At 58.7% G+C, this 20,825-nt stretch carries 18 protein-coding genes; 11 read left to right on the top strand and 7 right to left on the bottom strand.

Annotated elements, in window-relative coordinates:
- Positions 1 to 124: 124 nt before the first annotated feature.
- The 4 genes from ACMYSK_RS11330 to ACMYSK_RS11315 form a co-directional block, all read right to left on the bottom strand.
- Entirely contained in the window at positions 125 to 928 is an 804-nt protein-coding gene (locus tag ACMYSK_RS11330; RefSeq protein ID WP_434643088.1) for an anti-sigma factor family protein, read from the bottom strand.
- Positions 925 to 1,476, bottom strand: a complete 552-nt coding sequence (locus tag ACMYSK_RS11325) for an RNA polymerase sigma factor (RefSeq protein WP_434644047.1) — start codon at positions 1,474 to 1,476, stop codon at positions 925 to 927. The genes ACMYSK_RS11330 and ACMYSK_RS11325 overlap by 4 nt, the downstream gene beginning before the upstream one ends.
- Positions 1,463 to 1,969 carry a tetratricopeptide repeat protein gene (locus ACMYSK_RS11320; RefSeq protein WP_434644045.1) on the bottom strand — a complete coding sequence of 169 codons (507 nt, stop codon included), beginning with the start codon at positions 1,967 to 1,969 and terminating at the stop codon, positions 1,463 to 1,465. The genes ACMYSK_RS11325 and ACMYSK_RS11320 overlap by 14 nt, the downstream gene beginning before the upstream one ends.
- 268 nt (positions 1,970 to 2,237) lie before the next feature.
- Entirely contained in the window at positions 2,238 to 3,521 is a 1,284-nt protein-coding gene (locus tag ACMYSK_RS11315; protein ID WP_434643085.1) for a putative acyl-CoA thioester hydrolase, read from the bottom strand.
- A 240-nt stretch (positions 3,522 to 3,761) separates the two neighbouring features.
- Here ACMYSK_RS11315 and hutI point away from each other — a divergent pair, with 240 nt between their 5' ends.
- From hutI to ACMYSK_RS11285, 6 genes are all read left to right on the top strand, one after another.
- Positions 3,762 to 5,105 (top strand): imidazolonepropionase, encoded by a 1,344-nt coding sequence (gene hutI, locus ACMYSK_RS11310; protein ID WP_434643083.1) that lies wholly within the window; start codon positions 3,762 to 3,764, stop codon positions 5,103 to 5,105.
- The gene (gene hutG, locus ACMYSK_RS11305; RefSeq protein ID WP_434643080.1) at positions 5,102 to 6,058 is read left to right on the top strand and encodes a formimidoylglutamase; all 957 of its coding nucleotides are present in this window, start codon (positions 5,102 to 5,104) and stop codon (positions 6,056 to 6,058) included. Before hutI ends, hutG begins: the two co-directional genes overlap by 4 nt.
- Positions 6,059 to 6,114: 56 nt before the next feature.
- Positions 6,115 to 6,840, top strand: a complete 726-nt coding sequence (locus ACMYSK_RS11300; protein WP_434643078.1) for a histidine utilization repressor — start codon at positions 6,115 to 6,117, stop codon at positions 6,838 to 6,840.
- Between the two features lie 143 nt (positions 6,841 to 6,983).
- Positions 6,984 to 8,669 carry a urocanate hydratase gene (gene hutU / locus ACMYSK_RS11295; protein ID WP_434643075.1) on the top strand — a complete coding sequence of 562 codons (1,686 nt, stop codon included), beginning with the start codon at positions 6,984 to 6,986 and terminating at the stop codon, positions 8,667 to 8,669.
- Position 8,670: 1 nt separating this feature from the next.
- The gene (gene hutH / locus ACMYSK_RS11290; protein ID WP_434643072.1) at positions 8,671 to 10,203 is read left to right on the top strand and encodes a histidine ammonia-lyase; all 1,533 of its coding nucleotides are present in this window, start codon (positions 8,671 to 8,673) and stop codon (positions 10,201 to 10,203) included.
- A gap of 97 nt (positions 10,204 to 10,300) precedes the next feature.
- Positions 10,301 to 11,695 carry an amino acid permease gene (locus ACMYSK_RS11285; RefSeq protein WP_434643070.1) on the top strand — a complete coding sequence of 465 codons (1,395 nt, stop codon included), beginning with the start codon at positions 10,301 to 10,303 and terminating at the stop codon, positions 11,693 to 11,695.
- Positions 11,696 to 11,785: 90 nt separating this feature from the next.
- On the opposite strand, the gene ACMYSK_RS11280 is transcribed toward ACMYSK_RS11285, so the two are convergent.
- Both ACMYSK_RS11280 and bioA read right to left on the bottom strand, forming a co-directional pair.
- Positions 11,786 to 12,262 (bottom strand): kinase inhibitor, encoded by a 477-nt coding sequence (locus ACMYSK_RS11280; RefSeq protein ID WP_434643068.1) that lies wholly within the window; start codon positions 12,260 to 12,262, stop codon positions 11,786 to 11,788.
- A 70-nt stretch (positions 12,263 to 12,332) separates the two neighbouring features.
- Entirely contained in the window at positions 12,333 to 13,622 is a 1,290-nt protein-coding gene (gene bioA, locus ACMYSK_RS11275; protein ID WP_434643066.1) for an adenosylmethionine--8-amino-7-oxononanoate transaminase, read from the bottom strand.
- Between the two features lie 85 nt (positions 13,623 to 13,707).
- On the opposite strand from bioA, the gene bioB reads away from it, so the two are divergent.
- From bioB to bioD, 4 genes are read left to right on the top strand one after another with little or no spacing between them, the layout of a single operon-like run.
- Positions 13,708 to 14,748: a biotin synthase BioB gene (bioB, locus tag ACMYSK_RS11270; RefSeq protein WP_434643064.1), complete on the top strand. Its 1,041-nt coding sequence runs from the start codon at positions 13,708 to 13,710 to the stop codon at positions 14,746 to 14,748.
- On the top strand, positions 14,745 to 15,902 hold the full coding sequence (bioF, locus tag ACMYSK_RS11265; protein WP_434643063.1) for an 8-amino-7-oxononanoate synthase: 1,158 nt from the start codon (positions 14,745 to 14,747) through the stop codon (positions 15,900 to 15,902). The genes bioB and bioF overlap by 4 nt, the downstream gene beginning before the upstream one ends.
- Complete coding sequence (gene bioC, locus ACMYSK_RS11260) at positions 15,886 to 16,641, top strand: malonyl-ACP O-methyltransferase BioC (protein WP_434643061.1); 756 nt, start codon at positions 15,886 to 15,888, stop codon at positions 16,639 to 16,641. The genes bioF and bioC overlap by 17 nt, the downstream gene beginning before the upstream one ends.
- The gene (gene bioD / locus ACMYSK_RS11255) at positions 16,634 to 17,332 is read left to right on the top strand and encodes a dethiobiotin synthase (protein WP_434643059.1); all 699 of its coding nucleotides are present in this window, start codon (positions 16,634 to 16,636) and stop codon (positions 17,330 to 17,332) included. The genes bioC and bioD overlap by 8 nt, the downstream gene beginning before the upstream one ends.
- Here the strand turns inward: bioD and ACMYSK_RS11250 are convergent.
- Positions 17,298 to 18,020: an ABC transporter ATP-binding protein gene (locus ACMYSK_RS11250; protein ID WP_434643057.1), complete on the bottom strand. Its 723-nt coding sequence runs from the start codon at positions 18,018 to 18,020 to the stop codon at positions 17,298 to 17,300. The two genes, bioD and ACMYSK_RS11250, sit on opposite strands and share 35 nt — an antisense overlap.
- 737 nt (positions 18,021 to 18,757) lie before the next feature.
- Here ACMYSK_RS11250 and uvrB point away from each other — a divergent pair.
- Positions 18,758 to 20,779, top strand: coding sequence for an excinuclease ABC subunit UvrB (uvrB, locus tag ACMYSK_RS11245; RefSeq protein WP_434643055.1), 2,022 nt, complete (start codon positions 18,758 to 18,760; stop codon positions 20,777 to 20,779).
- The last annotated feature ends 46 nt before the right edge of the window (positions 20,780 to 20,825 follow it).

Raw genomic sequence — 20,825 nt, 5'->3', positions numbered from 1 at the left:
TGTTAATCAGTTCGCCAGAGTGAGCGCGAAAGTTTCGCCGGATAAAAAATATTTAGCGGCCAGGCTCAACAACCGTCATTCTGGTCGAATAGTGGCTTACCATCGTCGCAAAGGCTGGCGCGGACTATGACAGCAAACTCTGCAATGCGCGTGCGTCGTCGTGGAGTTGCGCGACAGGATTGCGGCCAATCAGAACGAACTGATATCCCCGGGCGCGCCACCAGGCGAGATTCATGCCGTGCCGCCGTTCGGTGCTGACCTTTCCACCTTCCTGTGCGTCGGCCGGTGAAATACACAGCGCCATCGGGCCATACGCCGCATGAATCCAGGCAATCTGCGCGATAGCCGTGCGTTCGTAGCGCAGCATGCGCACCATTTTTAACTCGGCGCCCGGGAGCACGAGCTGCCGTTGGCTGAGCGGGAGGCCGATATCCTCGACGGTACGCGCCAGGCCACGCTGAATAACCGCCGGCGAACTGTCCATGTCGAGCAGCGTTTCCGTGCTATAGAGCGACATGTAGCGGGCCTCAAGATCGCGAATGTTCTCGCTCTCGTCAGGCTCGCCGGCGCCCGGCTGCACCAGATATCCTAAGCCGCTGCCAAGAAGTAAAAAGCCGAGCGAGGCGGCAATCATGGCGCGGCGGCTAAACGCCGGAGGGGGAACAGCGCTGTCCGACGCCGGCAGCGTTGCCAGCCAGGCGTCAAGCTGGCCCTGCATTCGGGGCACGGGAGCCTGTTCGAGCAGGGGGGCAAACGCCTGCCGATAGTTCAGATTGCTGCGCATCAGTTCGTCGGCGCGGGCGGCCAGCTGCCGATCGTCTCTGAAGGCGGCCTCAAACCTGCGGGCGTCTGGGGCATTCATTTCGCCATCCAGCCAGGCGACGATGGCTTCGTCGCTATAGGGGGGGGTAAACACGGATGATTTCATAAGCGTTTCTCCCTCGCTGAGGTGGGGGCCGCTGCCGATTTTGCCAGCGTCAATCGTGCCGCCGCCAGTCGGCTCATCACCGTGCCGATGGGGACTGATAGCGTGTCGGCCGCCTCCTGGTAGGTAAAACCTTCGACATAAACTAAAAATACGGCGTTGCGCTGGGCTTCCGGAAGGGCGCTGACCTGACGCATGAGCTGCTGATACTGGCGGCGATCTTCATTCATCTCGCGGTCATCGGGGGCGAGCAACTGGTCAGTTTCTGCGAAGCCTTGCCCCATCCTGACGTGACGTGCCCGCAGCTCGGAAATCCATATCGAATGGAGAATGGCGAACAGCCACCGGTCGATGCGGGTGCCGGGTGTAAACTGCGCGCTCTTTTCGAGCGCGCGCACGCAGGTGGACTGAACCAGCTCCTCGGCAATATCGCGATTGTGCGACAGAACCAGCCCGTAGCGCCAAAGACGGGCCAGATGTGCTGCAAGCTGGGAACGAACTTCGCTGGTTGTAATTTTCTTACCCTCGCGACGATCTTCAGGATTCCGGATGCCCGTTTATAGCGGCCTGCAAATCGCGATACTCTTCGCAGCTTTGACCGCAAATACCGGCAATGACTTTAAGCTGTTCCTGCGCCAGATCCCGGCGGCCTTTTATCATCCAGGCTTCGCCAAGGTATTCGCGCGCTTTCGCGTAGTTGGGCTCAAGCGCCAGCGAGCGTTGATAATAACCAATCCCTTCATCCGTGCGTCCGAGCTTACGGGTGGCATAGCCGCGATAGTTCCAGGCCTCTGCCGTGTTACCGTTTTTCAATGAATCCAGCAGGTTCAATGCCGCCTGATATTCCCCTTTTTTGGCCAGGTGGTAGGCGTAGTTGGTTTTATCCTGGTCGCTAAGGCTGCTGGTTTTTTCCGGTACGCATTTTTTGCTGACGCTGTCGTAAACCTGCCCGCTGGGGCAGTCCGGTGTTTTGCTTTCGGTGCTGTTATCACCCATAGCAAACGACGGCGATGCATATAAGAAACATAGCAGTGCCGGAACCATTAAGCGGCGCGAAGCGGGCAGAATTGATGAGGTGAGCGCGTTCATTTTTCGTCTCCAGGAGCGGCGAAGCAGGTAGCCAGACGGCATGTCATATACGGCAATGGGCCATGCCGAAGGCCGGTGTGTTCTTACAGTGAGTAAACGCGCGAGCGGGGATTATTATTCGGAAAAGATTTTTTTGTCGTCAGACCCTGGGTCAGGTCGAGGGAAAAGGGGACTGAGGGAGATAGCGGCAGAAAAAGGGGGAGAGGCTCCCCCTTGATAAGATTTACTGCTTCGGCTCGGCGACAATCACGCTGCCCACGCCGCGGTTATTATATTCCCACATGCGGTTGACGCTGTTGTCGTTGAGATTACGCTGGGCAACGCCTTTCGCGTCCACCGCCCCGGTGTTGCCGCTGAATGCGCGGTTGGAGATTGCCGCGTCGGCCCATGGTTTCGCCACGTTAAAGCCTTCATTAATGGCGCTGTCGCGGATGACAACCTGGCCATTAGTCGCGCTGTCAACATCGAGAGAACGGCCCAGCTGCGCCACGCCATCGCCGGAAGCGGTAAAGCGGCTGTTCACTGCCAGGAAGCCGTAGGTGACGCTTTTCAGCGTTGCCGGTGCAAAGACATAGGCCTCTTTCTGGGTGCGTGAGTTCACGACGCGGAAATCGGTGTTATCGAACACTACGGCGCCGCGGCCGGCAACGATATCCACATCGCCTTCAATGTAGCTGTTGCTCACCAGAGTGCGGGTCTGGCGATCGCTTTGCAGACGGTTCTGCACGCCGCTGTTGGTCACGAAGAAGGTGTTCTGACGACCGAGAATATTGACGTTGTTAATCTGGACCTGATCGCCATCGCTGCGCAACGCAACGGCCTGGTGTGTCCCGGCATCCACGCTGTCGCCAAGGTTGTTGGCGATGGTCAGGTTCTGCAGCTGCAGGCCATTGTTCTGCGACCAGAATACCGCAGAACACATCATACCGACGGTGGCGGCGCGTTTGCTCTGGCAGCTGTCAAACATATACCACGCCGGTTTACCCGGCATATATTTACCGGCCGGGTTGACCAGGTGGCGCCAGGTATTTACGTCCATTTCCGAGTCAATGGCCTGACTGATTTTTACATCCAGCGGCTTCTCGCCGGTTCCGTACAGCGTCAGCGCCCCAGGGGCCGCAGGGACATAAACGGTACCCGTATATTCACCCGGCAGAATCGCAATAAACTGGCGACGATCGGAGTGGCGGGCGATGGCCGCATCAACCGCTGCCTGGATAGTGGTATGGGTCACGCCCTGAGCGCCCGCCGGGCCGACAACGAAGTCAGGCTGAGCCGGGGTGCTGATGGCCGCCGGAGTCCACGCCGCCGCGTTTGGATCCAGAGACTGGAAATAACTTGCCGCGGTGAAATTTTTCGCTTCATCAGCGGATAATACAGGGCGAGAGGCGGTGCCCGGCGCAGTCTGCGTTGAGGGCTGTTGATCGGCTGGGGTTGAGCTACAGGCGGATAACGTCACGCCGAAAGCCAGTGCCAGCGTCAGGCGGGAAACTGAGAATGTGTTCATGTTGCTCCGGGCAAGAATCAATTAACAAGACCTGTCATTCTTCAGGCTGCCTTTCTGTCGGCGCATGTGTTGATTTCCGCCTTAAAGCAACCCGAATGATTTGGGTAGGCATTATACAAAAAACATCCAGACGGCGTCAGGCCGATAAGGAATGAATTACGCGTATAACGTCCTTTAAAACCTGCTTTTTATACTAAGTTGAGCGAAACGGGAAGACGCTATGCGAAAAAGTTGCCGCAAATGCGTCAGACGGCTGAAGCTTCGCCCGTGTCTGGTCACAAAAAAATAACAATTAACCCTGCTTTTATTGACATTCCGCGTGGAATGAAAATAAATGTCTATACAACCCATGACAAGTTGACTGGTATGACTGAAGCCACTTCCGAACGCGTTATCTGGCGAAATGCGCGCCTCGCCACCCTGAACCCTCATGATTCGCAACCTTATGGTCTGCGGGATGGTCATGCGCTGCTGGTGCGCAATGGCCGGATTGAAGCCATTGTGCCTGAAAACGATGCCCCGGCCGGGCACAGCGTCGATCTTGGCGGCCGGTTGCTGACGCCGGGACTGATTGACTGTCACACTCATCTGGTTTTCGGCGGCAGCCGGGCGCAGGAGTGGGAGCAGCGTTTGAACGGCGTCTCTTACCAGACGATCAGCGCCAACGGTGGCGGGATTAACTCAACGGTTCGCGCCACCCGCGAAAGTAGCGAGGAGCAGCTACTGGCGCTGGCGCAGCAGCGGTTAGATCGCCTGCTGCGTGAAGGTGTGACCACGCTTGAGATTAAATCCGGCTACGGACTGGATCTGGACAACGAACGCAAGATGCTGCGGGTCGCTCGCCGCCTGGCGGAAAACAATGCGGTTGAACTGTCGCCGACGCTGCTTTCCGCCCACGCCACGCCGCCGGAATATAAAGACGACCCGGATGCGTATATCACGCTGGTGTGTGAAACCCTGCTACCGACGCTCTGGGAAGAAGGGCTGTTTGAAAGCGTCGATGTTTTCTGCGAAAACGTTGGTTTCAGCCCCCAGCAGACCGAACGCGTGTTCCAGGCCGCACAGGCTCGCGGTATCCCGGTCAGAGGGCACGTTGAACAGCTGTCTTCATTGGGTGGCGCGCAGCTGGTGAGCCGCTATCGAGGGCTATCGGCCGATCATATCGAATATTTAACGCAAGAAGGGGTGGCGGCGATGAGCCGCAGTGCGACGGTGGCGGTGCTGCTGCCCGGCGCGTTTTATTTCCTCAATGAAACCCGCAAACCACCGGTTGATCTGCTGCGCCAGTATCAGGTTCCGATGGCGGTGGCGACGGATTACAACCCGGGCACCAGCCCGTTTGCCAGCCTGCATCTGGCGATGAATATGGCCTGCGTGAAGTTTGGCTTAACTCCGGAAGAGGCGTGGGCGGGCGTGACCCGCCATGCTGCACAAGCGCTGGGACGCCAGAACAGCCACGGCCAGCTGGCGGCGGGATATGTTGCCGATTTTGCTATCTGGGACGCCGGGCATCCGGTCGAAATGGTCTATGAACCGGGGCGGAGTCCGCTCTGGCATCGTGTGGTGCGAGGAGAAATACAATGACACTGTGGCAACCCACCCCCGCCGACATCTGGCAAGGACGCGACGACAGCGCGGAAGCTGCCAATGCGCTGCGCCTGTTTCAGACTATCGTGCGGGCTGAGCGCTTTGCACCGCAGGCGCTAGCGGGTGATATTGCTCTGCTGGGGTTCGCCTGCGATGAAGGCGTACGCCGCAACCGCGGACGTATCGGGGCCGAAAAGGGGCCGGATACGCTGCGCCGGGCGCTGGCGAATATGGCCAGCCACAGCGGTCATGATCGCTGCGTCGATATGGGCACCATTGGCGTGGCGGGCGAGGGGCTGGAGGCGGCTCAGCAGGCTCTGCGCGAAGCGGTGGCGGCCTGTCAGCGCGCGGGCAAGCGCACGCTGGTGCTTGGCGGTGGCCATGAAACGGCTTTCGGCCATGGCGCCGGGGTGCTGGATGCTTTTCCTGGTGAAAAGGTGGGGATCATCAACCTCGATGCACACCTCGATTTACGCGTTGCCGGGCAGGCCAGCTCGGGAACGCCTTTCCGCCAGCTGGCGCTGGAGTGTGACGCACAGCAGCGCGGCTTTCACTATACCTGCATCGGCGCCAGCCGTGCGGCAAACACCCAGGCGCTGTGGGATGAAGCCGCGCGCCGTCAGGTGCGAGTGATTGAAGATCTGGATGTGCTCAATGCCTTTGAATTACGCATTGCGCCGGAAATCGCGCGCAATATCGCCCTCTACGACAGGATCTATCTGACTATCGACCTCGATGTATTGCCAGCGCGCGAAATGCCGGCAGTATCAGCGCCTGCTGCGCTGGGCATTACGCTGGCGACGCTGTTGCGCATCGTCGAGCCGCTGTGCCGCAGCGGGAAACTTCAGGCGGTCGATCTGGTGGAGTTTAACCCGCAGTTTGACATTGATAGTCAGGGCGCCCGCGCGGCGGCCCGGCTGGCATGGCAAATCGCCCATTGGTGGCACTGACGATTCAGTATATTCTGATCGTTTCGCCGTCCGTTGAGTATAAGGAAAGCCAGGCTATGTTTTCACAGCAACCTCGAACCGCGCCTGCCCCGTTTTATGAAAAGGTGAAGCAGGCGATCAGCGAAAAAATACAGCGCGGCGTCTGGCGTCCCCACGACCGTATTCCCTCGGAGGCGGAGCTGGTGGCGCAATTTGGTTTCAGCCGCATGACCATCAATCGGGCGCTCCGCGAACTCACGGATGAAGGTTTACTGGTACGCTTGCAGGGCGTAGGTACCTTTGTGGCGGAGCCAAAAGGGCAGTCGGCGCTGTTTGAAGTGCGCAGCATCGCCGATGAGATTATCTCTCGCCATCATCATCACCGCTGCGAGGTTTTGCTGCTGGAGGAGACCGAAGCCGATATTATCCAGTCGGCTGCGCTAAATGTCGCCGAGGGGACGCGGATTTTTCACTCGCTGATGGTCCATTTTGAAAACGATATTCCGGTGCAGATTGAAGACCGCTGCGTCAATGCAACGGTGGTGCCTGAATATCTACGCCAGGACTATACCGCCACCACGCCGCATGATTATCTGTCGCTGATTGCGCCGCTCACCGAAGGCGAGCATATTGTCGAGGCGGTACAGGCCAGTGCCAAAGAGTGCGAGCTACTGCATATCCACGCCCACGATCCTTGCCTGCTGATTCGTCGCCGTACCTGGTCAACCACGCATATTGTTTCCCACGCCCGCCTGCTGTTCCCGGGTAGCCGTTACCGGCTGCAGGGACACTTTGCTTCCTGATTATCTCCCGCGTCAGCAAAAGCGTGATTGCTGACGCAATATAACAAAATTGTATCATTTCTGTTAAATCCTGGCTTGCGTAGAGTTGTATAGACAAGTATATGTATCTACGTAAACAACGTTAATTGTCAGGAGAAACCCCGATGTCGCAAAGCAAATATCGCCAGCAAGACGTACGTGCACCGCGTGGCACGACGTTGAATGCAAAGAGCTGGTTGACCGAAGCTCCGCTGCGTATGTTAATGAACAACCTTGATCCCGATGTTGCCGAGAACCCACATGAGCTGGTGGTGTACGGCGGCATTGGACGCGCGGCGCGTAACTGGGAATGCTATGACGCTATCGTGAAGGCACTGAAAAACCTGGAAAGCGATGAAACACTGCTGGTGCAGTCCGGTAAGCCGGTTGGCGTCTTTAAAACCCATGAAAATTCACCGCGCGTGCTGATTGCCAACTCCAACCTGGTCCCGCACTGGGCGACCTGGGAACATTTCAACGAACTGGACGCAAAAGGTCTGGCGATGTACGGCCAGATGACTGCGGGCAGCTGGATCTACATCGGTAGCCAGGGCATCGTGCAGGGCACCTACGAAACCTTCGTCGAAGCCGGGCGTCAACACTATCAGGGCAGCCTCAAGGGGCGCTGGGTCTTAACCGCCGGTCTGGGCGGCATGGGCGGCGCTCAGCCGCTGGCGGCCACCCTGGCAGGCGCGTGCTCGCTGAACATCGAATGTCAGCAGAGCCGCATCGATTTCCGCCTGCGTACCCGCTATGTCGACGAGCAGGCGACATCGCTGGATGACGCACTGGCGCGCATCAAGAAATACACCGCGGAAGGCCGGGCTATCTCCATCGCGCTGTGCGGCAACGCCGCCGATATCGTGCCGGAAATGGTGAAACGCGGCGTGCGCCCGGATATGGTCACCGACCAGACCAGCGCCCACGATCCGCTGCATGGCTATCTGCCGAAGGGCTGGACCTGGGAAGAGTACCAGGCAAAAGCCGAATCCGATCCGCAGGGGACGATCCTGGCGGCCAAGCGCTCCATGGCAGACCACGTTCAGGCAATGTTGGCCTTCAACGAAATGGGCGTACCGACCTTTGACTACGGTAACAATATCCGCCAGATGGCACAGGAAATGGGCGTCGACAATGCGTTCGACTTCCCGGGCTTTGTTCCGGCCTATATTCGTCCGCTGTTCTGCCGCGGCATCGGCCCGTTCCGCTGGGTGGCCCTCTCCGGCGATCCGCAGGATATCTATAAAACCGATGCCAAAGTGAAAGAAATCATCAAAGAAGATAAGCATCTGCACCACTGGCTAGATATGGCGCGTGAGCGCATTAGCTTCCAGGGGCTGCCGGCGCGTATTTGCTGGGTGGGCCTGGAGTGGCGGCAGAAGCTGGGGCTGGCCTTTAACGAAATGGTTCGCAGCGGTGAAGTGTCCGCGCCGATCGTCATTGGCCGCGACCACCTTGACTCTGGCTCTGTTGCCAGCCCGAACCGCGAAACTGAATCCATGCGCGACGGTTCCGATGCGGTCTCCGACTGGCCGCTGCTGAACGCCTTGCTGAATACCGCCAGCGGCGCGACCTGGGTGTCGCTGCATCACGGTGGTGGCGTAGGAATGGGCTTCTCGCAGCACTCCGGGATGGTTATCGTCTGTGACGGTACCGACGAAGCGGCCGCGCGTATTGCCCGCGTGCTGCATAACGATCCGGCGACCGGGGTGATGCGTCACGCCGATGCGGGTTACGACATCGCGATTGAGTGCGCGGCGGAACAAGGACTGAATCTTCCTATGGTAGCAGCAACGCAGGGGCAACGCTGAGATGAAAAACTTAACTCTTATTCCCGGTCAACTGAGTCTGGCGCAGCTGCGTGAGGTGTTTCAGCAGCCGCTGACCCTCACCCTCGACGAGCAGGCTTATGCCGCCATTAATGAGAGCGTCGCCTGCGTCAACGCGATTCTGGCCGAAGGGCGTACCGCTTACGGTATTAACACCGGCTTTGGCCTGCTGGCGTCAACGCGGATCTCTACGGACGATCTGGAAAACCTGCAGCGTTCTCTGGTGCTGTCTCATGCCGCGGGCATTGGCGAGCCGCTGGATGATGCCATGGCACGTCTGATTATGGTGCTGAAGATTAACAGCCTTTCTCGCGGCTTCTCCGGGATTCGTCTGAGCGTCATTCAGGCCCTGATTCAACTGGTGAACAAAGGCGTCACGCCGTGGATCCCGGCCAAAGGTTCGGTCGGCGCATCCGGTGACCTGGCGCCGCTGGCGCATATGTCCCTGACGCTGCTGGGTGAGGGGAAAGCCCGCGTCGACGGCGAGTGGATGCCGGCGCTGCAGGCGTTGAAAAAAGTGGGCCTCGAGCCTATTACGCTGGCGGCAAAAGAGGGGCTGGCGCTGCTGAACGGCACTCAGGCGTCGACGGCGTTTGCGCTTCGCGGCCTGTTTGACGCGGAAGACCTGTTTGCCTCTGCGGTCGTGTGCGGTGCATTAACCACCGAAGCGGCGCTGGGCTCCCGTCGTCCGTTTGACTCGCGCATTCACGATGCCCGCGGCCAGCGTGGGCAGATTGACGCTGCGGCACTGTATCGTCATTTATTAACCGACAGCAGCGCGATTTCGCAGTCGCATCACAACTGTACCAAAGTGCAGGACCCGTACTCTCTGCGCTGCCAGCCGCAGGTTATGGGCGCCTGTCTGACCCAGATTCGCCAGGCCGCCGAAGTGCTGCTGATTGAGGCCAACGCGGTGTCGGATAACCCGCTGGTCTTTGCCGCCGAGAATGAAGTGATTTCCGGCGGTAATTTCCATGCCGAACCGGTAGCGATGGCGGCGGATAATCTGGCGCTGGCGATAGCCGAAATCGGTTCTCTGTCAGAGCGTCGCATTGCGCTGATGATGGACAGCCATATGTCGCAGCTGCCGCCATTCCTCGTGAAGAACGGTGGCGTCAATTCCGGCTTTATGATTGCCCAGGTAACCGCTGCGGCATTAGCCAGCGAGAACAAAGCGCTGGCCCATCCACACAGCGTTGACAGCCTGCCGACCTCGGCAAACCAGGAAGACCACGTCTCAATGGCACCGGCCGCCGGCCGCCGCCTGTGGGCGATGGCGGAAAACACCCGCGGCGTGTTGGCCGTGGAGTGGCTGGCCGCAGCCCAGGGGCTGGATATGCGCGAAGGCCTGGCCAGCAGTCCGCTGCTGGAAGAGGCGCGCCATCTGCTACGTGAACGGGTATCGCATTACACCCAGGACCGCTTCTTCGCACCGGATATTGATAACGCTATTGAGCTTCTGGCAGCGCGCCACCTGACGCGACTGCTCCCTGCCGTCTTACCTGGTCAGATCTGACCCTCGCTGTTTTCTGTACCCGCGCCGGGGGATAATGTCCCCCGGCCGTCCTACGCGCATATTTGTCGTCATACAAAAATTATCAGGACACTTGCATATGCAACAACAACCTCAATCGCCACAAAAGCCACACCTGCTGCGCGGGCTGAATGCCCGACATATTCGTTTCATCGCGCTCGGCTCCGCCATCGGCACCGGGCTGTTTTATGGTTCTGCTGCCGCCATTAAGGCCGCCGGGCCGGCGGTTCTGTTAGCCTATCTGATCGGCGGCGCGGCGGTGTTTATCGTTATGCGCGCGCTGGGTGAAATGGCGGTCCGCAACCCCGTTTCCGGCTCTTTCGGTAGCTACGCCCGCCAGTATCTCGGGCCGCTGGCCGGGTTTATTACCGGCTGGACCTACACCTTTGAAATGGTGATTGTCGCTCTGGCGGATGTCACCGCATTTGGTATCTATATGGGGCTCTGGTACCCCGACGTGCCGCGCTGGATCTGGGTGCTGAGTATTATCTTCTTCATCGGTGCGATGAACTTGTGCCACGTGCGTATTTTCGGCGAGATGGAGTTCTGGCTGTCGCTGATTAAAGTGGTGGCCATTATTGCAATGATCGTTGCCGGCGGCGGTATTATCTTCTTCGGCTTTGGTCATACCTTCCCGGCGACCGGGCTGGAAAACCTGTGGAGCCACGGCGGTTTTGCCCCGAATGGCTGGCAGGGGATTATTGCCTCGCTCGGCATAGTGATGTTTGCCTTTGGTGGCGTCGAAATTATCGGCGTGACTGCGGCGGAAGCGCAGAACCCGAAGAAAGTGATCCCGCAGGCGATCAATACCATCCCGCTGCGCATCGTGCTGTTCTATGTCTGTACGCTGGCGATCCTGATGGCCATTTTCCCGTGGAACAGCTTTGGCGAGCAGGGCAGTCCGTTTGTACTGATCTTTAGCGGCCTCGGTATTCCGGCGGCGGCGACGATCCTCAACATTATCGTGATCAGCGCCAGTATTTCGGCTATTAACAGCGATATTTTTGGCGCCGGCCGCATGATGTACGGCATGGCAAAAGAGGGGATGGCGCCGAAAAGCTTCCAGCGGATTGCCAGCAACGGCGTACCGTGGATGACGGTGGTGGTGATGGGCGTCGCGCTGCTGGCGGCGGTTGTGCTGAACTATCTGATGCCGGAACAGGTCTTTGTGCTGATCGCCTCCCTGGCCGCATTTGCGACGGTATGGGTCTGGCTGATGATCCTGCTGGCCCATTTCGCCATGCGTCGTAGTTTATCGGCAGAAGAGCGTCGTCAGATTGAATTTCCGGTGCCATTCTGGCCGGTGGCGCCGCTGCTGACGCTGCTGTTTATGGGGCTGGTGATTGCGGTACTGGGCATGGTCGAAGAGACGCGTATCGCGCTGATCGCCGGTCTGGTCTGGCTGGGGCTGCTGACGATTGTGTGGTATGCGAAAGTCAAAAAAACCGCACTGGTCGCGGTGACGGAGCAGTAGTCAACGTCCTGGAAGCTGTCCGGGCTACAAAACCCGCAAATCGCACGGGTCTGTAGCCCGGTCTGGCGCAGCGTGCCGCTACCGGGAGCGTTAGATAAACAGGGCGGTGATGGATGCGCTGCCCAACGCATGAAAATGGACGTTAAAGCCGACCATCGCGCCGCTTGCCCCTTCATCGACATCAATCTTATCTACATCCAGGGCATGCACGGTAAAAATGTAGCGATGACTTTCCCCTTTCGGCGGCGCCGCGCCGTCATAGCCTGGCAGGCCGAAGTCGGTGCGGGTCTGGAGTGCACTGGCCGGCAGCGGGGCCAGGCCGGAGCCCGCTCCCTGCGGCAGCTCGCGCGTTTGTGCGGGCAGGTTCGCGACGACCCAGTGCCACCAGCCGGAGCCGGTAGGCGCATCGGGATCGTAGCAGGTCACCACAAAGCTTTTAGTTCCGTCGGGAACCTCATCCCACGCCAGATGCGGTGAAATATTGTCGCCATCATAGCCCATACCGTTAAATACATGGCGGTGGGGCAATTTTCCGCCATCTTGCAGATCGTGACTGATGATTTTCATGCCGTCTCCTCAGGGATAATCTACTGATTAACAAAGAAGTATAGTCCTGTTGACGGTCACTTTCCGCTGCTTATTCGCTAAAAAGTGTTTCGTTCCGCACCGCTGCGTTGACTGCCTGGGTCAGGCGCGTCAGCTGCTGCGGGGAAATGACGTAAGGCGGCATCAGGTAAATCAGGCGGCCGAACGGTCGGATCCACACCCCTTGCTCAACGAAGAAACGCTGTAGCGCGGCCATATTGACCGGGCGGTGTGTTTCCACCACGCCGATGGCACCCAGCACGCGGACATCGGCGACCTGCGGAGACTCCCGTGCCGGAGCCAGCTCCGCGTTAAGCTGTGTTTCAATCGCGGCCACCTGGTGTTGCCATTCCCCACTTTCCAGCAGACGCAGACTTTCTGTCGCCACCGCGCAGGCCAGCGGGTTACCCATAAAGGTGGGGCCGTGCATAAAGCAGCCCGCTTCACCGTTGCTGATGGTCTCGGCCACCGATCGGGTGGTGAGGGTGGCCGACAGCGTCATGGTTCCGCCGGTCAGCGCTTTGCCGAGGCACAGAATATCCGGGGCGATACCCGCGTGTTCGCAGGCAAACAGTTTGCCGGTCCGGCCAAATCCGGTGGCTATTTCATCGGCAATCAGCAGAATGCCCTCACGATCGCACATCTTGCGAATACGCTTCAGCCACTCGGGATGATACATCCTCATGCCGCCCGCCCCCTGCACGACCGGTTCGAGAATGACTGCCGCGATCTCCTCACGGTGAGCCGCCATCAGACGGGCAAACGGCACCATATCCCGCTCATCCCACTCGCCGCCAAAGCGGCTTTGTGGTGCCGGCGCAAACAGATTATCCGGCAAATAGCCCTGCCACAGGCTGTGCATCGAGTTATCCGGATCGCAGACCGACATCGCGCCAAAGGTATCCCCGTGGTAGCCATTGCGGAAAGTGAGAAAACGCTGGCGCGGCTCACCTTTTGCCTGCCAGTACTGCAGCGCCATTTTCATGGACACTTCCACCGCGACCGAACCGGAGTCGGCGAGGAACACGCACTCCAGCGACGCCGGGGTCATCGCCACCAGTTGGCGGCAAAGTGCGACCGCTGAAGGATGGGTAATGCCGCCAAACATCACGTGCGACATCTGGTCAATCTGCGCCTTCATCGCGGCGTTTAAGCGCGGGTGGTTGTAGCCGTGGATCGCCGCCCACCATGACGACATGCCATCAATCAACTGCTCACCGCTGGCGAGGGACAGCTCGCAGCCGTGGGCGGCAACGACTGGGTACACCGGCAGAGGGGAGGTCATGGAAGTGTAGGGGTGCCATATGTGGCGCCGATCGAAGGCGAGATCGTCCGTTGTCATAAGTGACTTGTAAACCATTTTGAAAACATTTAGGTTTACGAGTATAAACCGAACCGACAATTAACAAAACCCTTTGGAGAGGCCAATGGCTCACCACGCACGCTGGACAATGTCGCAAGTTACTGAGTTGTTTAATAAACCATTGTTAGATCTGCTGTTTGAAGCGCAGCAGACCCACCGCCAGCACTTCGATCCGCGTCAGGTCCAGGTCAGCACGCTGCTGTCGATTAAAACCGGCGCCTGCCCGGAAGATTGTAAATACTGCCCGCAAAGCGCGCGCTATAAAACCGGCCTGGCGTCGGAGCGCCTGATGGAAGTGGAACAGGTGCTGGAGTCTGCACGCCAGGCAAAAAACGCCGGTTCAACCCGCTTCTGCATGGGGGCCGCATGGAAAAACCCCAACGATCGCGATATGCCGTACCTGGAGCAGATGGTTAAAGGCGTTAAAGAGCTGGGACTCGAGTCCTGCATGACGCTCGGTACCTTGACCGACACCCAGGCCCAGCGCCTCGCGGGGGCCGGGCTGGATTACTACAACCATAACCTGGATACCTCGCCGGAATTCTACGGCAACATCATCACCACCCGCACCTATCAGGAGCGCCTTGACACCCTCGACAAAGTGCGTGACGCCGGGATTAAGGTGTGTTCGGGCGGGATCGTCGGCTTAGGTGAAACCGAGAAGGACCGCGCCGGCCTGCTGTTGCAGCTGGCAAACCTGCCGACGCCGCCGGAGAGCGTGCCAATCAACATGCTGGTTAAGGTAAAAGGCACCCCGATGGCCGACAACGACGATGTGGATGCCTTTGATTTTATCCGCACCATTGCCGTGGCGCGCATCATGATGCCCACCTCCTACGTACGCCTTTCCGCTGGACGTGAGCAGATGAGCGAACAGACTCAGGCGATGTGCTTTATGGCCGGTGCCAACTCGATTTTCTACGGTTGTAAATTGCTGACAACGCCAAACCCGGAAGAGGACAAAGATCTGCAGCTGTTCCGCAAGCTGGGGCTTAACCCGCAGCAGACGGCGGTACATGAAGGGGATAACGAGCAGCAGCAGCGTCTGGAGCAGGCGCTGCGTACGCCGGATACAGAGGAATACTATAACGCGGCGGTATTATGAGCTGGCAGCAACGCATCGACCAGGCGCTGAGCGAGCGGCGGGAGGCGGATGCATTCCGCCACCGTCAGCCGGTGGCGCAGGGCGCCGGGCGTTGGCTCATTCGTGAAGATCGGCGCTGGCTGAATTTCTCCAGCAATGATTATCTCGGGTTGAGTCAACATCCGGAGATTATCGCCGCCTGGCAGCAGGGGGCGGCGCGTTACGGTGTGGGCAGCGGTGGTTCTGGCCACGTCAGCGGCTACAGCGAGGCGCATCGAGAACTGGAAGAGAGTCTGGCTGATTGGCTGGGATATCCGCGCGCGCTGCTGTTTATTTCCGGGTTTGCCGCCAATCAGGCGCTGATTGCCGCACTGCTCGGAAAGGACGACCGGACGGTGGCGGACCGACTCAGCCACGCTTCTTTGCTGGAGGCTGCCAGCCTGAGCCCGGCGCAGCTCAGACGCTTTGCGCACAATGACGTGCAGCAGTTGAGTGAACTTCTCGGCAAGCCGCTGGCGGGGCAACAGCTGGTGGTGACGGAAGGGGTGTTCAGCATGGATGGCGATAGCGCACCTCTTAGCGATATTGCCCAAACGACCCGAGCGGCCGGCGGCTGGCTGCTGGTGGATGATGCGCACGGTATTGGCGTCGTGGGCGATGAAGGGCGCGGCAGCTGTCACGCGCAAAACGTCCGCCCGGAACTGCTGGTCGTGACCTTCGGTAAAGCTTTTGGCGTCAGCGGCGCGGCGGTGCTGTGCAACGATGCGCTGGCAGACTATCTGCTGCAATTTGCCCGCCATCTGATTTACAGCACCGCGATGCCGCCGGCCCAGGCGGTGGCGCTGAGCGCCGCGCTGGCGGTGATCCGCAGCGATGACGGCCAGCAGCGGCGGGAAAAACTGGCCAACCGCGTGGCGCAATTTCGCGACGGCATGACCGGTTTTCCGGTGGCGCTGAGCGCATCGACCAGTGCGATTCAGCCGCTGATCGTCGGCGATAATACGCGGGCATTGCGGCTGGCTGCCCGCCTGCAGGCGCAGGGATGCTGGGCGACGGCTATTCGTCCGCCAACGGTACCGGCAGGCAGCGCGCGGCTGCGCCTGACGCTGACTGCGGCCCACGAACCGACTGATATTACTCGTCTGCTGGAGGTGCTGCATGGCGGCGGTGAATAAACGTGCGGTCGCAGCGGCCTTTGGCCGGGCGGCATCCCACTATTCGCAGCACGATGCGCTACAGCGGTACAGCGCCGAACTGCTGCTGCGCCAGCTCGATGGTTGCTCTTTTGCCGCGGTGCTGGATGCCGGCTGCGGACCCGGCAGCATGAGCCGCTACTGGCGCGATGCCGGAAGCTACGTCACGGCGCTGGATCTGTCGGTCGAGATGCTGGCGCAGGCGCAGCGCGATCGGTGCGCGCATCGTTACCTCGAAGGCGATATTGAGTCGCTCCCGCTGGCCGATGCCTGTGTTGATCTGGCGTGGAGTAACCTGGCGGTGCAGTGGTGCGAGAGTCTTACCGGCGCGCTCGATGAGCTGTGCCGGGTCGTGCGTCCCGGCGGGCGAGTAGCCTTCACAACATTGCTGGCCGACTCACTGCCCGAGCTGAATCAGGCCTGGCGCGCTATTGATGCGCATCCCCATGCCAACCGTTTTCTCAGTGAGCAGGCGGTGCGCGAGGCGCTGGCCGGACGCCGGGCCGTCGGGCAGATCCACGCCGTCAGCCTGCCGTTCGCTGACGCCCTGAGCGCGATGCGTTCGCTTAAAGGCATTGGCGCGACACATTTGCATCAGGGGCGCCGCGCCGCGCCGTTGAGCCGGGGAAAACTGCGTCAACTGCAGCTGGCCTGGCCAAAACAGCAGGGCCAGTGCCCGCTGACGTACCATCTTTTTACAGGAGTCATCGAACGTGACTAAACGTTTTTTCGTCACCGGAACCGACACTGAAGTCGGAAAAACCATCGCCAGCTGCGCCCTATTGCAGGCGGCGAATCTGTCAGGACTGAAAAGCGCGGGCTATAAGCCCGTCGCGTCCGGGAGTGAGCATACGCCACAGGGGCTGCGCAACGAAGATGCCCTGGCGTTGCAGCGCAACAGTACCGTGGCACTGAGCTACGCCCAGGTGAATCCTTTTACCTTCGCTGAACCGACTTCGCCGCATATTGTGAGCGCGGAGGAGGGGCGTCTGATTACCCGCGATGCGCTTTCCGCCGGGCTGAGAGAACTGGAAAATCTGGCTGAATGGGTGCTGTTGGAAGGCGCCGGGGGCTGGTTTACGCCACTTTCCTCCACGCTGAGCTTTGCCGACTGGGTCCACGATGAACAGCTGCCAGTTATTCTGGTGGTGGGCATCAAACTAGGGTGCATCAACCATGCGCTGCTGACCGCCCAGGCGGTACGTCAGGCGGGGCTGCCGCTGGTCGGCTGGATTGCAAATGACATCCAGCCGCCGGGCAAACGCCATGCGGAGTATCTGGCGACCCTTAAAGATCGGCTTGCGGCGCCGTTCCTGGGCGAGATCCCGTGGCTGGCGGATGCGCCGCAGCATGAGGACCTTGGGCAGTATCTTGATCTTAGCGCGCTGGATCGGGCGTCATCCACTGCGTAAGCAGGGGCTCATCCAACTGGATAACACTGCCTTGGGCTACGTTACGCCCACGGTGTAACAGGCAAAATCGGTCCGCTACCCGACGAATAAACGGCAGATGCTGTTCAGCAAGCAGCACCGTTAAGCCGATGTCACGGTTCAGGCGGACCAGCAGGTCTCCCAGTTTATGCACGAAATGCTGCCCGCTGCCGCGGGATGGCTCATCCAGAATTAGCAGGCGCGGCTGGACCACCAGAGCTCTTGCCAGCGCCAGCTGGTACTGATCATCTTCTGACAGCATGGCGCCTTTATGCTGACGCAGTCCGTACAAATCCGGAAAGAAATCGTAAATCTCCCGCTTCACGACGGCGCCCGGATTCCCGCCGGCGGCCAGCGCAATATGCAGATTCTCCTCCACGCTGAGCTGAGAAAAGATCCGCCGATCCTGCGGGACATAGCCGATGCCGATAATCGTACGGGAGTGGGCGGAGAGCGGTGTGATATCACAGGGCGGCGAACCGCCGTCATGCCAGGTCATGCTGCCACTGGCCACCGGGAGATGCCCGGTGATGCAATTCACCAGCGTAGTTTTCCCCATTCCCTGGAGCCCCATCACACAGGTGCACTCCCCTGGCTGAAGTTCAAGGTCGACATTCCATAGCGTGTGCTGATTTCCGTAGTACTGATTGACTGCGCGTAGACTCAACATAGACGTTTTCTCCTTTTTGGGGATAGCGGGCGACATGAAGATTCTGCAAATCTCTTGCCAGGAAAAAGATGTTTCGGTGTTTTCCTGCAAAGACAGGTGCCACAAGGCATGGCGAATTCAGTCTGGCGAGACGGTTGCACTTTCCCGGTGCTTACACGTATGAAAAATGGTGCAGAAAGCAACAAAAAAGGAGGCTCCCTTAGCTGATAAATATCAAAAATAATTCGATAATTTTTTTTAGCCGGTCGATTTTCACCGACGGTCGATTTCTGCGGGGGGGCAGAGGTCTTGGCCTGCAGATACTTATCCACTATTCCTGTGGATAACCTTGTGTATTAGAGTTAGAGAACTTGCGGTAAGCTAGAGATTACGCGGCCTGCGGCTGAATTGGCGCGAAACCCATCTTTTGTTTAATATCATTAAATATCAATTAGTTGAATAAAAGCAATGGCTGTAAGGAAAGTGTCACCTGGTGCCATAAAAGATTCATTACCTTGCTTGACAAATGTTAAATGATAAATTTTTCTGGGGATAACCCTACTGTCTGGCGGATTATTCTGCAAGATGCTCCATTTTCACCCGATAACGACGCGCTGGCGGACGATTTCAGAGACAAACAATAATAGGATACTGGTTTTATATCCAGTGTTATTTATTGGCAAAAGCGAGCGTGAAGGGTAGAATTAAACACCTGCCGCATATCACCAGGCGCTTCATCCTTCTTCAGGGTCAGACATATGAGTAAAACGTTCACGCTGCATTCTGCATTCCGTCCCTCTGGCGATCAGCCGGAAGCTATCCGGCGCCTGGAAGAGGGGCTGGAAGATGGTCTGGCGCACCAAACGCTGCTGGGGGTGACCGGGTCGGGTAAGACCTTCACCATTGCTAACGTTATCGCCGACCTTCAGCGTCCGACCATGGTGCTGGCGCCGAACAAAACTCTGGCGGCGCAGCTGTACGGTGAAATGAAAGAGTTCTTCCCGGACAATGCGGTGGAGTATTTCGTCTCCTATTACGATTACTACCAGCCCGAAGCCTACGTGCCGAGCTCGGACACCTTTATCGAGAAAGATGCGTCTGTGAACGAACATATCGAGCAGATGCGTCTGTCGGCGACTAAAGCGCTGCTTGAGCGCCGCGACGTGGTGGTGGTGGCTTCAGTATCGGCTATCTACGGTCTGGGCGATCCTGACCTCTATCTGAAGATGATGCTGCACCTGACCACCGGCATGCTGATTGACCAGCGGGCGATATTGCGCCGCCTGGCGGAGCTGCAATATACCCGCAACGATCAGGCCTTCCAGCGCGGTACCTTCCGCGTGCGGGGCGAAGTTATCGACGTCTTCCCGGCGGAATCTGACGACATCGCGCTGCGTATTGAACTGTTCGATGAAGAGGTTGAGCGCCTGTCGTTGTTCGACCCGCTCACCGGTCAGGTTGAATCGACGATCCCGCGCTATACCATCTACCCCAAAACGCACTATGTGACGCCGCGCGAGCGCATTGTTCAGGCGATGGAAGAGATTAAAGTTGAGCTGGCCGACAGGCGTAAGGTGCTGCTGAGCAATAACAAGCTGCTCGAAGAACAGCGCCTGTCGCAGCGTACACAGTTTGACCTTGAAATGATGAACGAGCTCGGCTACTGCTCGGGTATCGAAAACTACTCCCGCTATCTTTCCGGTCGTGGGCCGGGCGAGCCACCGCCAACGCTGTTTGATTACCTGCCGGCTGACGGCTTGCTGGTGATCGACGAATCTCACGTGACGATTCCGCAAATCGGCGGCATGTACCGCGGCGACCGGGCGCGTAAAGAGACGCTGGTGGAGTACGGTTTCCGCCTGCCCTCGGCGCTGGATAACCGCCCGATGAAGTTTGAAGAGTTTGAGGCGCTGGCACCGCAGACTATTTACGTGTCGGCCACGCCGGGCCCCTATGAGCTGGAAAAATCCGGTGATGAGGTGGTCGATCAGGTTGTGCGTCCGACCGGGCTGCTTGACCCCATTATAGAAGTGCGTCCGGTGGCGACTCAGGTTGATGACCTGCTGTCAGAAATTCGTATCCGCGTTGCCGAAAACGAGCGCGTGCTGGTCACCACGTTAACCAAACGAATGGCCGAAGACTTAACGGAGTATCTCGAAGAGCACGGCGCGCGCGTGCGCTACCTGCACTCGGATATCGATACCGTTGAGCGTATGGAAATTATCCGCGATCTGCGTCTGGGCGAGTTCGATGTCCTGGTCGGTATCAACCTGCTGCGTGAGGGGCTGGATATGCCGGAAGTCTCACTGGTGGCGATTCTTGACGCCGATAAAGAGGGCTTCCTGCGTTCCGAACGTTCGCTGATTCAGACCATTGGGCGTGCGGCGCGTAACATCAACGGGAAGGCGATTCTGTACGGCGATAAAATTACCGCCTCGATGGCGAAAGCGATCAGCGAGACCGAACGCCGTCGTGAGAAACAGCAGCAGTATAACGAAGAGCACGGAATTACTCCGCAGGGGCTGAATAAAAAAGTGGTCGATATTCTGGCGCTTGGCAGCAACCTGGCGAAGACGAAAGCGAAAGGTCGCGGTAAATCACGCTCGCCGGTTGAGGCAGATACGCCGGAAGTGGTACTGACGCCGAAAGCGCTGCAGCAGAGAATTCACGAGCTGGAAGGGCAGATGATGCAGCATGCGCAGAATCTGGAGTTCGAAGAGGCCGCGCAAATTCGTGACCAGCTGCATCAGCTGCGCGAGCTGTTTATTGCGGCTTCCTGAGACCACAGGATCCGACAGGCTGGCACACCAGCAGTGTGACGAAGAG

This window comes from Klebsiella sp. I138, from assembly GCF_051131765.1.
In the GTDB taxonomy this organism is placed as follows: Bacteria; Pseudomonadota; Gammaproteobacteria; order Enterobacterales; family Enterobacteriaceae; genus Klebsiella.
This window is presented reverse-complemented; position numbering and strand designations above follow the sequence as displayed.